Source organism: Rhodococcus sp. O3 (assembly GCF_048897285.1).
Lineage (GTDB): Bacteria > Actinomycetota > Actinomycetes > Mycobacteriales > Mycobacteriaceae > Rhodococcus.
Genome location: NZ_JBMBTE010000114.1, coordinates 1 through 15381, shown reverse-complemented (window position 1 = coordinate 15381; position 15381 = coordinate 1). Strand labels below are relative to the sequence as shown.

Sequence of the window (15381 nt, the reverse complement as noted above, 5' to 3'; positions counted from 1 at the left end):
ATCCACCGGCAGCACCGGGACCGGTCCGGTCTCGGCGCCGGGCTGCACGACCTGCGCGATCGAGAACAGCGACAGGTCCCGCTGACCGCGGGCGACGTTGCGCGACAGCACCTCGAGCAGACCGGGCAGCAGCGTCGTCGCGAGCTCGGGACGATCCGATTCGAGCGGGTTGAGTACCTTGGTGGTGTGGCGGCGCGGGTCGTCGGCGTCCAGACCCCACGTGTCGAACACGTGCGCGGGCAGGAACACCGGCGCCAGGACCTCGACATACCCGTCGGAGGCCAGGGCCCGGCCCACGGCGCGGCGACGCTTCTGCGACGGGGTGAGACCGCGGCCGGCCGGCGCGGCGGGCAGCACCGACGGGATCTGCTCGAGACCCTCGAGGCGCAGCACCTCCTCGACCAGGTCGGCGGGCTGACGCAGGTCCGGACGCCACGACGGCGGGGTCACGACGAGCTGGCCGTGCCCGTCCACCCCGACGCCGACCTCGACGGCGCAGCCGATCTGGGTGAGCCGCCGCGCGGCGGTGCCGTTCGGGTAGGTGACCCCGGCGACCCGGTCCGGAAGGTCGATGTCCATGCGGATCGTGACCGGCTCGACCGGGACCGACACGTCGGTCAGGAGCGGTTCGACCCGGCCACCGGCGATCTCCACCAGCAGCGACGCGGCCCGGTCCAGGGCGGGCAGTGCCACCTCGGGGTCGACGTTGCGTTCGAAGCGCTTACCGGCTTCGCTGGACAGCTTGTGCCGACGGTTGCCGCGGAACACCGCCAGCGGATCCCAGGTGGCCGCCTCGAGCAGCACGTCGGTGGTGGTGTCGCCGACCTCGGTGGTGGCGCCGCCCATGATGCCCGCCAGCGAGATGACACCGGAGTCGTCGGTGATGACGACGTCCTCGGGGTCGAGGACGCGTTCGACACCGTCGAGGGTGGTGAGCTTCTCGCCCGCGCGGGCGCGGCGGATGACGAGCTCACCCTGCAGGGTCGCCGCGTCGAACGCGTGCAGCGGCTGACCGAGCTCGAGCATCACGTAGTTGGTGACGTCGACCGCGGGGCCGATCGGGCGCACCCCGGCGGTGAGCAGCCGCCGCTGCAGCCACCACGGCGACACCGCGTCGGGGTCGATACCGGTGACCTTCCGTGCTGCGAACCGGGTGGCGCCGGACTCCGGTTCGAGCCGAATCGGGTAGGCCTCGCCGTCGGCCGGGTTCGGGGTGACCTGCGCCGGATCGGAGAACTCGAGGTCGAAACCGCACGCGAGTTCGCGGGTCAGGCCGCGCGCCGAGAAGCAGTAGCCGCGGTCCGGGGTGATGTTCAGTTCGATGACCGTGTCGCCGAGGCCGAGCAGGTCGTTGGCGTCGGTGCCGGGCTCGGCGCTGCCCTCCTCGAGCACGAGGATGCCGGAGTGGTCCTTGCCGATCCCGAGTTCGGCGATCGAGCAGATCATGCCGTCGGACACCTGGCCGTAGGTCTTGCGGGTCGCGATGACGAAGTCGCCGGGCAGGACCGCGCCGGGCAGAGCGACCACGACGAGGTCGCCCTCGGCGAAGTTGCGGGCGCCGCACACGATGCCGCGCGGCTCGGCTTCACCGACGTCGACCCGGCAGAACCGGATGGGCTTCTTGAATTCGGTGAGCTCCGTGATCTCGACGACCCGGCCGACGACGAGGTTGTCGATGCGGTCGAGGGTGTCGACCTCCTCGACCTCGAGACCGACCCGGACGAATCCCGCGTCGAGCTCCTCGGCGGTGACGTTCCATTCGGGGGTGGAACGCTGCAGGATCTCGGTCAGCCAGGACTGCGCTACTCGCACGTGAGTTCAGCTTTCTCGTTCGTTCGATTCTCGGGGATGGTCGGGTTCGGGGCGGGCGTCAGCCCTGCACGCCGAACGGCAGCGTGAACCGCACGTCGCCTTCGACGATGTCGCGCATGTCGGAGATGCCGTTGCGGAACTGCAGGGTGCGCTCGAGTCCCATGCCGAACGCGAATCCGCTGTAGACGTCGGGGTCGATGCCGCAGGCACGCAGCACATTGGGGTTGACCATGCCGCAGCCGCCCCACTCGACCCAGCCGGCGCCGCCCTTCTTGTTCGGGAACCACACGTCGACCTCGGCCGACGGCTCGGTGAAGGGGAAGTAGTTCGGCCGCATGCGGGTGCGGGTGTCGGGGCCGAACAGCGCGCGGGCGAACGCGTCGAGGGTGCCCCGCAGGTGCGCCATCGTCAGGCCCTTGTCGACCGCGAGGCCTTCGATCTGCGAGAACACCGGGGTGTGGGTGGCGTCGAGCTCGTCGGTGCGGAACGTGCGCCCCGGGCACACCACGTAGATGGGGATCTCGCGGGACAGCATGGTCCGCACCTGCACCGGCGAGGTGTGGGTGCGCAGCACCTGCCGCGATTCCTCGGGCGCGATGTGGAAGGTGTCCTGCATGGTCCGCGCCGGGTGGTCCGGCAGGAAGTTCAGGGCGTCGAAGTTGAAGTGCTCGGTCTCGACCTCCGGACCCTCGGCCACCTCCCAGCCCATCGCGACGAACACGTCGGAGACCTGCTCGGAGATGATCGTGATCGGGTGGCGGGCGCCGGGGGCGCGGCGATTCGCCGGCAGGGTCACGTCGATCGCCTCGGCGACGAGGACCGCGGCGTCGCGTTCCGCCTGCAGCTGCGCCTTGCGCTCGTCGAACGCGGCCTGCACGGCGGTGCGGTGCGCGTTGACACGCTTGCCCGCGTCGGCGCGTTCGTTGCCGGGCAACGATCCGAGCGCCCGCTTCGCGAGCGAGATGGGCGCCTTGTCGCCGAGATGCTCGATCTTCGCCTGTGCGAGCGCGTCGAGGTCGGTGGCGGCGGCGAACGCTTCCTGCGCGGCCTTCTCGGCGGCGGCGAGCGCTTCCTCGGCCAGCGCGCTGGGGTCCACTGCCGGCGGCGTGCCGCCCTCATTCTTGGCCACGACCGGTGCAACTCCTTCTTCCGGCGAACGTTTCTGTCGGGTGCGGCCGGAACCGGATCCCGGCAGCACAACACACAAATCCTAGGCGATGGGTCCGTGCACGCGATGCTGCACCCGCGCGCTGGCGTACAGGCAGATCGCGGCGGCGGTCGCCAGGTTCAGCGATTCGGCGCGGCCCCGGATGGGGATCCGCACCCGGTGATCGGCGCGGGCGGCGATCTGCGGGTCCAGTCCGTGGGCCTCGTTGCCGAACAGCCAGGCGGTGGGCGCGGCGAGCAGATCGTCGGCGTCGTCGAGATTCACTTCGCCGTCCGCGGCGGTGGCGAGCACCTGCAGACCGGCGTCGGCGAGCGCACCGAGCACGCGGTCGGTGTCGCGCTCCCGGGCGACCGGCAGGTGGAACACGCTGCCCGCGGAGGACCGCACGCACTTGCCGTTGTGCGGGTCGACGCTGTCACCGGCGAGGATCACGGCGTCGGCGCCGACGGCGTCGGCTACCCGGATGACGGTGCCCGCATTGCCGGGCTCCCCCACCGCGACGGGCACCGCGAGGAGCCGGGCCTGCGCGGACAGCGCCCGGTCGAGGGGCACGTCGAGCAGGTCGCACACGGCGACGATGCCGGGCGGGGTGACGGTGTCCGACAGCCGCTCGGCGGCACGGTCGGTGACGAGCGAGACGCGGACGCGGCGACGGTGCGCGGCGTCGAGCAGACCCGGATAGCGCTCGGCCGCGGCGGCGGTGACGAACACCTCGTGCACGGTCGCGGTTTCGAGCGCCTCGGCGACCGAGTTCTCCCCCTCGGCGAGGAAGCGGCCGGCCTTGCGGCGGTCGGCGGTACGCAGCAGTTTCACAGCAGAAACGACCCGTGGAGTGCGCTCGGTGAGCGGATCCACGGGTCGCTTCTGTGCTGTCGTGTCGTTCAGCGCTGCGCTCAGGCGGCCGGAGCGTTCACGTCGGCCGGCAGGGCGGCCTTGGCGACGGCGACCAGGCCCGCGAACGCCTCGGCGTCGGAGACGGCGAGCTCGGCGAGGATCTTGCGGTCGACCTCGACACCGGCGGCCTTCAGGCCCTGGATGAACCGGTTGTAGGTGATGTCGTTGGCGCGGGCAGCGGCGTTGATACGGCTGATCCACAGCTTGCGGAAGTCACCCTTGCGCGCACGACGGTCGCGGTAGGCGTAGGTCAGCGAGTGAAGCTGCTGCTCCTTGGCCTTGCGGTACAGCCGCGAGCGCTGCCCGCGGTAGCCCTTGGAAGCCTCGAGAATCGAACGGCGCTTCTTCTGGGCGTTGACTGCCCTCTTCACGCGTGCCACTGATATGTCCTGTCAGTTTCGGGGGGCTGATTCTCGCCCCCGGGATGGTCGGTCGGGAAAGCTCAGATGTCGAGCAGGCGCTTGATGCGCGGCGCGTCGACGTCGGCGACGACGGCCTTGCCGTCGAGGCGACGGGTGACCCGCGAGGACTTGTGCTCGAGCAGGTGGCGGCGGCCGGCCTTCTGGCGCAGGATCTTCCCGCTGCCGGACACCTTGAATCGCTTCGCGGTGCCGCTGTGGGTCTTCGACTTGGGCATGGAGTCCTCAGTTCTTCCGGTTGTTCGGGTACGTCTAACTCACGCAGCACCGGCTGTGCTGCCCGAGCGGTCAGCTTGTCTAGGCGTCGCCCTGCTCGGTCTTCGGCTGCTCGGCGGCAGGCGCGGGAGCGGCGGGAGCGGACTTGGCGGTGTTGGCCTGGGCTGCTTCCTGGGCCTTCACGCGGGTCTTCGCGCCCTTGTGCGGGGCCAGCACCATGGTCATGTTGCGGCCGTCCTGCTTCGGAGCGGTCTCGATGAAGCCGAGATCGGCCACATCGGCACCCAGACGCTGCAGCAACCGGAATCCGAGTTCCGGACGCGACTGCTCGCGGCCACGGAACATGATGGTGACCTTGACCTTCGACCCGGCTTCGAGGAAGCGAACGACGTTGCGCTTCTTGGTCTCGTAGTCGTGGTCGTCGATCTTCGGCCGGAGCTTCTGCTCCTTGATCACGGTCAGCTGCTGGTTCTTGCGCGATTCGCGCGCCTTCTGCGCGGCCTCGTACTTGAACTTGCCGTAGTCCATGATCTTGCACACGGGCGGGCGGGCGTCGGGGGCCACCTCGACCAGATCGAGGTCGGCTTCGTATGCCAGGCGGAGTGCATCTTCAACACGCACGATTCCGACCTGTTCACCACCCGGTCCGACGAGTCGGACCTCGGGAACTCGGATGCGTTCGTTGATGCGGGTCTCAGCGCTGATGGGGCCTCCTAGGTAGAGCGGTGCGGTCTGTTGACCGCGCCGCAGCACGTGGGCCCGACATTCCTCGACGAAAAGACCCCGCTGCGGCGCCGAAGCTCCACGCGAGGTCCGATTACCGACCGGCCCGACGAACCGGCAGCCGGGGCTGCATCGTCGTCGCTCACCCGGGAAGGCGAGTCACCCACGGCACCGAGGTGCGGGGCGGACCGGACCACTGAGCTGCAACGATGTGCCGCCAGAGGTGGGAGTCGGACTCCACTTTGCTGCCCACGCGTGTTCCACGTGGGCGGTCGTGGCATCCACAGTAGCAAATCTGCACGTGAGGATCGAATCGGGCGCTCCCCCACCCGACCCGCGAGCGATCCGGAGGGACCGGGATGGAATCCTCGACGGTATGACCGACACCCCCGAGTCGCCCGCCGACGACGTTCGCCACCTCGCCGAGATTCCCGCCGTCGAGGTGATCAGCCGCGCCGCCGTGATGCTGATGAGCTCCGCCGCCGAGAAACTGGGCCTCGGCGACGAGAACCCCGACGACAGCGCCCACCTGGACCTCGACGAGGCGCGGCGGGTCATCACCGCGCTCGCCGGCCTGGTCACCGCGTCCGTCGAGTACCTCGGACCGCACGCCGGTCCCATGCGGGAAGGCCTGCAGGCGCTGCAGAAGGCGTTCCGGGAGGCGTCGGCGCATCCCGACGAGCCCGGCAAGGGCCCCGGCGAGAAGTACACCGGCCCCGTCTACTGACCTCGAGGATCTCTACTGACCTCGAGGATCCCGACGCCGGTTGCACGAGGGCGCGCCGACCTGCTCGTGTGCAGGTCGGCGCGCCCTTCCGTGAGTCGAGCCGCGCCGCGTCGGCGCCTGTCGGCTACCCGACCGCGGCGGCCTTCCTCGGGGCGCGCTTGCGGGCGGGCTTGCGGACCGGTTCCGACGCCGGTGCGGCGCCGAGTGCCTCGGCGAGGAACCGGCCGGTGTAGCTGCCCTCGGTCGCCGCGATGTCCTCGGGGGTGCCCTGCGCGACCACGGTGCCGCCGCCCGATCCGCCCTCCGGCCCCATGTCGATGACCCAGTCCGCGGTCTTGATGACGTCGAGGTTGTGCTCGATGACGATGACCGTGTTGCCCTTGTCGACGAGCCCGTTGATGACGCCGAGGAGCTTACGGATGTCCTCGAAGTGCAGGCCCGTGGTCGGCTCGTCGAGCACGTAGACGGTGCGTCCACTCGACCGCTTCTGCAGTTCCGCGGCGAGCTTGACGCGCTGTGCCTCACCACCGGACAGGGTGGGCGCCGGCTGCCCGAGCCGCACATAGCCGAGCCCGACGTCCACCAGCGTCTTGAGGTAGCGGTGGATGGAGGTGACCGGCTGGAAGAACTCGGCGGCCTCCTCGATCGGCATGTCCAGAACCTCGGCGATGTTCTTGCCCTTGTAGTGCACCTCGAGGGTTTCGCGGTTGTAGCGGGCGCCGTGGCACACCTCGCACGGCACGTACACGTCCGGCAGGAAGTTCATCTCGATCTTGAGGGTGCCGTCGCCGGAGCACGCCTCGCACCGGCCGCCCTTGACGTTGAACGAGAACCGTCCCTGCTGGTATCCGCGCACCTTCGCCTCGGTGGTCTGCGAGAACAGGGTACGGATCTTGTCGAACACACCGGTGTAGGTCGCCGGGTTCGACCGCGGGGTGCGGCCGATCGGTGACTGGTCGACCTGGACGAGCTTGTCGAGCTGGTCGAGGCCGTTGACGCGGGTGTGCCGGCCCGGCACCTGGCGGGCGCCGTTGAGCTTGTTCGCCATCACCGTCGCGAGAATGTCGTTGACCAGCGTGGACTTGCCCGAGCCGGACACCCCGGTGACGCTGGTGAGCACACCCAGCGGGAACGACACGTCGATGCCGCGCAGATTGTTCTCCCGGGCCCCGACGACCGTGACCTGCCGCTTGCGGTCGATCGGCCGGCGCAGCGGCGGCACCTCGATGCTCTTGCGTCCGGACAGGTACGCGCCGGTCAGCGACTCGGTGTTGTCCAGCAACTGCTTGTACGTTCCGGTGTGCACGACCCGGCCGCCGTGCTCACCGGCGAACGGCCCGATGTCGACGACCCAGTCGGAGGCGCGGATGGTGTCCTCGTCGTGCTCGACGACGATCAGCGTGTTGCCGAGATCCCGCAGCCGCGTGAGGGTTTCGATGAGGCGACGGTTGTCGCGCTGGTGCAGGCCGATGGACGGTTCGTCCAGCACGTACAGCACACCGACCAGGCCGGAACCGATCTGGGTGGCGAGCCGGATGCGCTGCGCCTCGCCACCGGAGAGGGTCGCGGCCGCGCGCGAGAGGGTGAGGTATTCGAGGCCGACGTCGAGCAGGAACCCGAGACGGGCCTGCACCTCCTTGAGCACCGACCCGGCGATGGCCTCCTCGCGGGGACCGAGAGTCAGGCCGTTCAGGAACGCCGAGCACTCGCCGATCGACAGATCGCACACCTCGGCGATGGACTTGTGCCCACCGTCGGCGGCGATCGTCACCGACAGGATCTCCGGCCGCAGCCGCGCGCCGTTGCACGCGGGGCACGGGATGTCCCGCATGTAGCCGTCGTAGCGGTCCTTCATCTGCTCGGACTCGGTCTGCTCGAGCCGGCGATGCAGGAACGGCATGACGCCCTCGAACTCGGCGTAGTACGAGCGAACCCGGCCGTAGCGGTTCTTGTAGCGGACGTGCACCTGCTCGGTGCTGCCCTCGAGGATCGCCTTGCGGGCCTTGGCGGGCAGTTTGTTCCACGGGGTCGACAGGTCGAAGCCCATGATGTCGCCGAGGCCGGACAGCAACCGGTTGAAGTACTCGGAGCTCTGCCCCACCGACCACGGGGCGATCGCGCCGTCCTCGAGGGTGCAGTCGGGGTCGGGCACCACGAGATCGGGGTCGACCTCCTTGCGCACACCGAGACCGGTGCACTCGGGGCAGGCTCCGTACGGCGAGTTGAACGAGAACGAGCGGGGCTCGAGATCGTCGATGGACAGCGGATGCGCATTGGGGCAGGCGAGCTTCTCGGAGAAGCGGCGTTCCCGGTCCGGGGCGTTCTCGTCGCGGTCGACGAAGTCGAGCACGACGATGCCCTCGGCGAGGCGCAGCGCCGTCTCGATCGAGTCGGTGAGCCGCTGCTTGGCGGTGGGCTTGACGGCGAGGCGGTCGACGACGACCTCGATGTCGTGCTTCTCCTGCTTCTTCAGCTTCGGCGGGTCGGTCAGCGGATACACGACGCCGTCGACGCGCACGCGGGCGAAGCCCTGGATGGTGAGCTGCTCGAACAGGTCGACGAACTCGCCCTTGCGGGTGCGCACGACCGGCGCGAGGACCTGGAACTTCAGTCCCGGTTCCATGTCGAGCACCTGGTCGACGATCTGCTGCGGCGTCTGCCGCGCGATCTGCTCACCGCAGACCGGGCAGTGCGGGGTGCCGGCGCGCGCGTACAGCAGACGCAGATAGTCGTAGACCTCGGTGATGGTGCCGACCGTCGACCGCGGGTTGCGGTTGGTGGACTTCTGGTCGATGGACACCGCCGGGGACAGGCCCTCGATGAAGTCGACGTCGGGCTTGTCCATCTGGCCCAGGAACTGGCGGGCGTACGCGGACAGCGATTCGACGTACCGCCGCTGCCCCTCGGCGAAGATCGTGTCGAACGCGAGGCTCGACTTGCCGGAGCCGGACAGCCCGGTGAACACGATGAGGCTGTCCCGTGGGAGGTCCACGTTGATTCCGCGCAGGTTGTGCTCCCGCGCACCTCGCACGATCAGGCGATCCGCCACGCCACGTCCTTCCTTCGGACCCCGCGCCTGGTGGGCGCGCACGGTCCGGTTGCATTTCGAGGAGCCGGCGCCGAATCACGCGACACCGGACTGTGCCATGGTAGGCGCGCCCACCGACACGTTCTCGTTCGCAGCCTCCTCACCTCGGCAGATGCGCCTCGGCGGTAACGTGCACCACATGACGAAGCAGCCCGTGACCATCGACGACCACTACACCGGGGAGGTCTCCCCCGGCGGCCCCGCGCAGCGCCGCACGATCCCCGGCGCGACCATCGTCAAGCTCTCCGTCGGCCAGATGGACAACAACACCTACCTCATCACCGATACCGCCACCGGCAAGTCGCTGTTCATCGACGCCGCGAACGAGCCGGATCTGCTGGTGAGTTACCTCGCCGAGAACGCGCCGAAACTCGAGTTGATCGTCACCACGCACCAGCACTGGGATCACTGGCAGGGCCTCGAGAAGGTCGCCGGGGCCACCGGTGTGCCGACCGCCGCGCATCCGCTCGACGCCGAGCCGCTGCCCGTCACGCCCGCCCGCCTGCTCATGGAGGGTGACACCGTCGAGATCGGCGAACTGTCGTTCGAGGTGCTGCACCTGTCCGGGCACACCCCGGGCTCGATCGCGCTGGTCCTCGAGGAGCAAGGCACGGGTCGCCACCACGTGTTCACCGGCGACTGCCTGTTCCCCGGCGGTATCGGCAAGACCGCGGACCACGAGAAGTTCACGTCGCTGCTCGACGACGTCGAGACGAAGCTGTTCGGCCGCTTCGGTGACGACACCGTCATCTACCCGGGGCACGGCAAGGATTCGACGCTCGGTGCCGAGCGGCCGCATCTCGGCGAGTGGCGGGAACGCGGCTGGTAGCTGCGGCCCGACCTCCGTACCGGCGCGACCCGCAGACAGCCCGAACGCGGTGCGGAAATCGCCGGAATCGGCCCGGGGGCGCTCGCTGCGAGTACCCTCGGACCGCATGAGCCGGTCGCTCCGTCGAGCACGGGCACGGTGACGCCGTGGTGGATCTCGTTCTCGGCCCGTTACTTCGGCACGTCGGGGCCACGGACGCCACGGTGTGGGTGGAGACATCTGCCCCGTGCATCGTGCAGGTCCTCGGCAACTCGGAGAAGACGTGGACGGTGGCAGGCCACCACTACGCCCTCGTCTCGGTCGAGGGCTTGGAACCGGGATCTACCACGCCCTACGAGGTGCGTCTGGACGGGCACGAGGTGTGGCCACATCCCGGCGACGACCCGTCCCTGATTCGGACGCTCGGTGCCGGCGACCGGTTCGTCCTGGCGTTCGGCTCGTGTCGCGTGGCGACGGCCACGGACGACGAGGATTCGTCGGCGCTGGGGACCGATGCTCTCGTGGCGTACGCGCAGCGTATGCGCGCCCGCTCCCCCGAAGAGTGGCCCGATGCCCTGTTGTTGCTCGGCGACCAGGTGTATGCCGACGAACTGTCGCCGGAAATGCGGCGGCGTGTCGGCGAGCGGCACGATCTGTCGGAACCACCGGGCGCGCAGGTGCGGAACTTCGAGGAATACACCTGGCTGTATTCCCAATCGTGGTCCGAACGCAACGTCCGTTGGCTGTTGTCGACCGTGCCGACCTCGATGATCTTCGACGACCACGACGTGCACGACGACTGGAACACCTCGTACCTGTGGCGGGCCGAAGTGGAGGCCTCGTCGTGGTGGGAGGAACGGATCGTCGGTGCCCTCATGTCGTACTGGATCTACCAGCACCTCGGGAATCTTTCACCGAAGGAACTGTCCGAAGACGCGCTCTACGACCGTGTCCGGAACTGCGGGGGTGATGCCGAGCAGATTCTCCGCGCCTTCGCCTCCGATGCGGACGAGGAAGCGGACGGCGCTTCCGGCGCGCGGTGGTCCTACCGGCGGGATTTCGGTTCGGTGCGGTTGCTGATGATCGATTCGCGGTGCGGCCGGGTCCTCACAGCCGACCGCCGGGACATGGTGTCGGATCCGGAGTTCGACTGGATCGAAAGCCAGACCGAGGGCGACTACGATCACCTGCTCATCGGGACGTCATTGCCCTTGTTGCTTCCGCGTGCCATGCACGACGTCGAAGCGTGGGACGAGTTGCTCACATCCGGAGCGCGCGGTGAACGGCTCGGGCGGTGGGCCGAAAAGCTCCGCCGCGATGCGGATCTCGAGCATTGGTCGGCATTCCGCGACTCGTTCGACCGTGTCGCCCGGTTGCTGGCGGAGGTCGGCAGTGGACGCCGCTCAGGGCGGTCCGATATCACCCCGGCGACGGTGTGCGTGCTGTCGGGCGACGTGCACCACGCATACGCCGCTCGTGCCCACTTCCGCGTCCCCGTGAGCGCGGCGATCTACCAGTTGACGTGCTCGCCGTTGCACAATCATGTTCCGGCGGCAGTTCGGGTGGCGTTCCGTGTCGCCTGGAGTCGCGCAGCAGAACGCTGCGTCCGCGCGGTTCTCGGGCGGGTGACGCCAGTGCCGGACACCTCCATCACCTGGAGCAAGACAGCTGGTCCGACATTCGGAAACCAGATCGCCACGCTCCGGGTCGATGGTCGCGCTGCGCATCTGACCATCGAGCGGACAGCTCGCGGCGCACACCATTTCGAGACGGTCGCCGAGCTCGGCTTGTCTTCCGACGGACCCCACGCCGGGGAGCCACCCTCCGACGCGCACCGCCGACGGCGACGAAACCCGGCAACGCGGTGGCGTGCAGCGAGGACGGTCCGGGAAACCTGACCGGTCCGGGCTTATCGATGCCCCTCTCCCGCGGCGCCGTCCTGCGACTGCCCTTCGCCCGTCGTCGGGCCGTCCTCCGGCTCGACGAGGTCGGCAAACGCGGTACCCGAGACCATTCCGTGGGTTCCCGGCACCGTTACCGTTGGTCTGGCACCGGGCTCGTACATCTGCTGAATCTCGTGCGCCCGTTCCTGCGCCCTACGTTTCGTGTCGTCGTCGAGGTCGTCGAAATCGTCGGGTTTCCGATCTTCGTCCACAGCACTCGCTCCAATCGTCACTGCTTTCCCGCGGAGCAGGGTCTCCGGTCCAGAATCCTCTTCCGGCGGTACCGGGACGCCGTTTCGGCCCGACCGATGCCGCGACGTCTGCGTGGTCGTTCCGACACTGTCATGCAGGAGGAAACGGCCGCGACGGCGGCGTCGCAAAGGTGAGCAGGTTGCCGTCGGGATCACGGACCTGGGCGAGCGTCGAATAGTCACCCTCGATGTCGTCCCCGAGCACGATCCCGAGGCTCTGCAGCCAGCGGCGTTCTGCCACGACATCGTCGACGTAGAGGAACATCACGCCTGTGCCTGCGATCTCGTCGTCGGTCGAAATCGCCAATCCGCCGTGGTCGAACAGCTCCCAGTGCAGCAGCGTGTCCATCGGCCGGTGATCCGGTCCGCGGCCCAGCAATTTCGTGTACCAGTCTTCGGCGGCGGCAAGATCTTCCGTCAGCAGGGCGGTGTAGATCTTCTGAAGGTTCATGTGTTCGGCCTCCGGGGCAGATTCGGCGTGAACGCTCCTCGCCCTACGAGGGCCGTGACAGGACATCCGATGCCGGCGGTCGGCCGCGTCGTTCGACGACTTGTCCACAAGGCATCGCGATGCGCAATCGTCTAGCCCTGGGTCGTCGGATCGTCGGCGGTGGCTTCGGCGAGCTCGGCCAGGTGCTGCAGCGAATTGGTGAGATGGTCCGGACCGAACGGTGGGAACCCGATGTGGTCTCGGATGTGTTGCGGCACCGCCGACCAGTCGTAGACGAGCGTCACCTCGGTCTCCGACGGACCGAGCGGCACCAGCTCGTAACTCCAACTCCAGCCCCCGAACTCCAGGTGACCGTCGTCCTTCTCCTCCCCCGTCCGCCAGCCGATGGCGCGCGGCGGGTCGAGCACGTGCACCTGGTTGGCCACCTTGTAGTAACCGTTCACCTGGCGGGGGTGGTACATGTCCATCCGGAAGACCTGCCCCACTTCGGTCAACGGCGCCCGGTCGGCGGCGTCCTGCACCCAGCCGGTGCCGTCGATCGCCGAATGGGTGGTCGGGTCGGCAAGTACCGCGAACACCCGCGCGGCCGGTGCGGCGACGATCAGGGTGGCAGTCACGTTCTCTCGGTGTGCGGTGTGCATGGCCTTGTCCCCTCGTCTTGAGCCTCCCGCCTGCGCGGAACGCGGTGGTCCTCCATGCAGACCGCGGGGCGCGGCGGAAGTCATCGCTCGCACGGAAGGAATCTGCACCGGCGATGCCGTGAACTCCGCTTCCGGGGCAGCAGGCACCGATAGAATCGAGGGTCCGCGACGGCATGGGGGGCTCTCGGTTAGGAGCTGCTCGGATGACCGATCAAGCGAAACTCCTCGACTACCTGAAGAGGGTGACAGCCGAGCTCTACCAGGTGAAAGAGAAGCTTCGCGAGTCCGAGGCCGTGCGTCACGAACCGATCGCCGTCATCGGGATGGGTTGCCGCTTCCCCGGTGGGGTGCAGTCGCCCGAGGACCTGTGGCAATTGGTGGAATCCGGTTCGGAAACCGTCACCGGCTTTCCCGAGGACCGCGGCTGGAATGCGGCCGAACTCTACGATCCGAAGGCGGAGCAGGCCGGCAAGACGTACACGCTGCAGGGCAGCTTTCTCGACGACCCGGCAGGGTTCGATCCCGAGGTCTTCGGCATCTCGCCGCGCGAAGCGCTGGCCATGGACCCGCAGCAGCGTCTCCTGCTCGAAACGAGCTGGGAGACCTTCGAACATGCCGGCCTGGATCCGCGGTCGGTGCACGGCTCCCGGGTCGGCGTGTTCACCGGCCTGTCCGGCATCGACTACGCGGCGCGGGCCGGGGGCCGGCCACCCGCAGACCTCGAGGGCTACTTCATCACCGGCAACGCCATGAGCGTCGCCTCCGGCCGCGTGGCGTACAGCTTCGGCCTATCCGGACCGGCGATCACCGTCGACACCGCATGCTCGTCGTCGCTGGTGTCCATCCACCTCGCCATGCAGGCACTACGCAACGGCGAGTGCGAGCTGGCCCTGGCGGGTGGGGCGACCGTGATGGCGACGCCGGGGGTGTTCGTCGAGTTCAGCCGCCAGCGAGGACTGGCCCCCGACGGCCGGTGCAAGGCGTTCTCGGCCGCCGCCGACGGCACCGCCTGGGGTGAGGGCGCAGCGATGATCGCATTGGAACGGCTGTCCGACGCGCAGCGCCACGGTCGGCGGATCCTCGCCGTGATCCGGGGCAGCGCGATCAACCAGGACGGTGCCAGCAACGGCCTGACCGCACCGAACCGGCAGGCCCAGGAGCGCGTGATCCGGCAGGCGCTGACCGATGCCGGGCTCGGCCCGGGCGACGTCGACGCGGTCGAGGCGCACGGCACCGGCACCACCCTGGGCGATCCGATCGAGGCGTCCGCCCTGCTGGCAACCTACGGCCGCGACCGTCCCATCGGCAGGCCGCTGTGGCTCGGCTCGGTGAAGTCGAATCTCGGGCACACCCAGGCCGCCGCCGGGGTGGCCGGGGTGATGAAGATGATCCTGGCGATGCGGCACGGCGTCCTGCCGAAGACCCTGCACGTCGACCGTCCGACACCGCACGTCGACTGGTCTTCCGGGTCCGTGTCCCTGCTGACCGAGAACCGGGAGTGGCGCGACCTCGACCGGCCCCGCCGGGCGGCGGTGTCCTCGTTCGGTATCAGTGGCACCAATGCGCACGTCGTCCTGGAGCAGTCCCCACCGGCCGAGGCGCCGGACCACGACGCGGGGATCCCCGCGGACGAGGTCGTGGCCTGGCGCGTGTCGGGCCACACCGAATCCGCGCTGCGCGCGCAGGCCGGGCGGTTGCGCGAGTACGTATCGGCCCAGCCCGACCTGCCTCCTGCCGCGGTAGCCGGGGCTTTGCTGAACTCGCGTGCCACCTTCGACCACCGCGCCGCCGTGATCGGCGCCCGGTCCGAGACACTGCTCGGCGGCCTCGACGCGCTCGCCCGCGGCGCCCCGAGCGCCGACGTCGTCATCGGCGTGGCGGCGGAGGCCGGTGACCGGCCGGTGTTCGTCTTTCCCGGCCAGGGTTCGCAGTGGGTCGGCATGGCCACTGAACTGCTGGACACGTCGCCGGTGTTCGCCGACACCGTGCGCGAATGCGCCGAGGCGCTGGCGCCGCACACGACGTTCGCGCTGCTCGACGTCCTGCGCGACCGGGATCCGGCGTCGCTGGACCGCGTCGACGTGGTGCAACCGGCGCTGTTCGCGATGATGGTCGGGCTCGCCGAGCTGTGGCGCTCCCACGGCGTCGAACCCGCGGCGGTGGTCGGGCATTCACAGGGGGAGATCGCCGCCGCGTACGTCGCCGGTGCGCTGAGCCTCTCCGACGCCGCCTCGGTCGTC

The 15381-nt window shown here is 69.1% G+C and carries 14 protein-coding genes; 4 read left to right on the top strand and 10 right to left on the bottom strand.

The window, feature by feature from the left end; all coding sequences use genetic code 11:
- The 6 genes from pheT to infC form a co-directional block, all read right to left on the bottom strand.
- Nucleotides 1–1812: phenylalanine--tRNA ligase subunit beta (pheT, locus tag ACN675_RS23065; protein WP_420753053.1), on the bottom strand; the 1812-nt coding region annotated here is incomplete at its 3' end.
- A gap of 58 nt (nt 1813–1870) precedes the next feature.
- Nucleotides 1871–2941, bottom strand: a complete 1071-nt coding sequence (pheS, locus tag ACN675_RS23060; RefSeq protein ID WP_420753052.1) for a phenylalanine--tRNA ligase subunit alpha — start codon at nt 2939–2941, stop codon at nt 1871–1873.
- 81 nt (nt 2942–3022) lie between these two features.
- On the bottom strand, nt 3023–3835 hold the full coding sequence (locus ACN675_RS23055; protein ID WP_420753051.1) for a TrmH family RNA methyltransferase: 813 nt from the start codon (nt 3833–3835) through the stop codon (nt 3023–3025).
- Nucleotides 3836–3873: 38 nt separating this feature from the next.
- Nucleotides 3874–4254, bottom strand: coding sequence for a 50S ribosomal protein L20 (gene rplT / locus ACN675_RS23050; RefSeq protein ID WP_006553977.1), 381 nt, complete (start codon nt 4252–4254; stop codon nt 3874–3876).
- A 62-nt stretch (nt 4255–4316) separates the two neighbouring features.
- The gene (rpmI, locus tag ACN675_RS23045; RefSeq protein ID WP_197251525.1) at nt 4317–4511 is read right to left on the bottom strand and encodes a 50S ribosomal protein L35; all 195 of its coding nucleotides are present in this window, start codon (nt 4509–4511) and stop codon (nt 4317–4319) included.
- Between the two features lie 79 nt (nt 4512–4590).
- Complete coding sequence (infC, locus tag ACN675_RS23040) at nt 4591–5259, bottom strand: translation initiation factor IF-3 (RefSeq protein ID WP_420753054.1); 669 nt, start codon at nt 5257–5259, stop codon at nt 4591–4593.
- 349 nt (nt 5260–5608) lie between these two features.
- Here infC and ACN675_RS23035 point away from each other — a divergent pair, with 349 nt between their 5' ends.
- Nucleotides 5609–5959, top strand: a complete 351-nt coding sequence (locus tag ACN675_RS23035; protein ID WP_197251524.1) for a DUF1844 domain-containing protein — start codon at nt 5609–5611, stop codon at nt 5957–5959.
- 124 nt (nt 5960–6083) lie between these two features.
- Here ACN675_RS23035 and uvrA read toward each other — a convergent pair whose 3' ends face one another.
- Complete coding sequence (gene uvrA / locus ACN675_RS23030) at nt 6084–9008, bottom strand: excinuclease ABC subunit UvrA (RefSeq protein WP_420753050.1); 2925 nt, start codon at nt 9006–9008, stop codon at nt 6084–6086.
- Nucleotides 9009–9186: 178 nt separating this feature from the next.
- Here uvrA and ACN675_RS23025 point away from each other — a divergent pair, with 178 nt between their 5' ends.
- Entirely contained in the window at nt 9187–9876 is a 690-nt protein-coding gene (locus ACN675_RS23025) for an MBL fold metallo-hydrolase (protein ID WP_420753049.1), read from the top strand.
- A 146-nt stretch (nt 9877–10022) separates the two neighbouring features.
- On the top strand, nt 10023–11753 hold the full coding sequence (locus ACN675_RS23020; protein ID WP_420753048.1) for an alkaline phosphatase D family protein: 1731 nt from the start codon (nt 10023–10025) through the stop codon (nt 11751–11753).
- Between the two features lie 11 nt (nt 11754–11764).
- Here ACN675_RS23020 and ACN675_RS23015 read toward each other — a convergent pair whose 3' ends face one another.
- The 3 genes from ACN675_RS23015 to ACN675_RS23005 form a co-directional block, all read right to left on the bottom strand.
- On the bottom strand, nt 11765–12010 hold the full coding sequence (locus ACN675_RS23015; RefSeq protein ID WP_420753047.1) for a hypothetical protein: 246 nt from the start codon (nt 12008–12010) through the stop codon (nt 11765–11767).
- A gap of 130 nt (nt 12011–12140) precedes the next feature.
- Nucleotides 12141–12500: a VOC family protein gene (locus tag ACN675_RS23010; RefSeq protein ID WP_420753046.1), complete on the bottom strand. Its 360-nt coding sequence runs from the start codon at nt 12498–12500 to the stop codon at nt 12141–12143.
- Between the two features lie 131 nt (nt 12501–12631).
- Nucleotides 12632–13141, bottom strand: a complete 510-nt coding sequence (locus tag ACN675_RS23005) for an SRPBCC family protein (RefSeq protein WP_420753045.1) — start codon at nt 13139–13141, stop codon at nt 12632–12634.
- Between the two features lie 203 nt (nt 13142–13344).
- On the opposite strand from ACN675_RS23005, the gene ACN675_RS23000 reads away from it, so the two are divergent.
- Nucleotides 13345–15381: type I polyketide synthase (locus ACN675_RS23000; protein ID WP_420753044.1), on the top strand; the 2037-nt coding region annotated here is incomplete at its 3' end.

What these genes read in the sequence shown, in the direction of transcription:
- rpmI (WP_197251525.1), bottom strand. Translation starts at nt 4,511, where the DNA reads ATGCCCAAGTCGAAGACCCACAGCGGCACCGCGAAGCGATTCAAGGTG.
- ACN675_RS23035 (WP_197251524.1), top strand. Translation starts at nt 5,609, where the DNA reads ATGACCGACACCCCCGAGTCGCCCGCCGACGACGTTCGCCACCTCGCC.
- ACN675_RS23025 (WP_420753049.1), top strand. Translation starts at nt 9,187, where the DNA reads ATGACGAAGCAGCCCGTGACCATCGACGACCACTACACCGGGGAGGTC.
- ACN675_RS23010 (WP_420753046.1), bottom strand. Translation starts at nt 12,500, where the DNA reads ATGAACCTTCAGAAGATCTACACCGCCCTGCTGACGGAAGATCTTGCC.
- ACN675_RS23005 (WP_420753045.1), bottom strand. Translation starts at nt 13,141, where the DNA reads ATGCACACCGCACACCGAGAGAACGTGACTGCCACCCTGATCGTCGCC.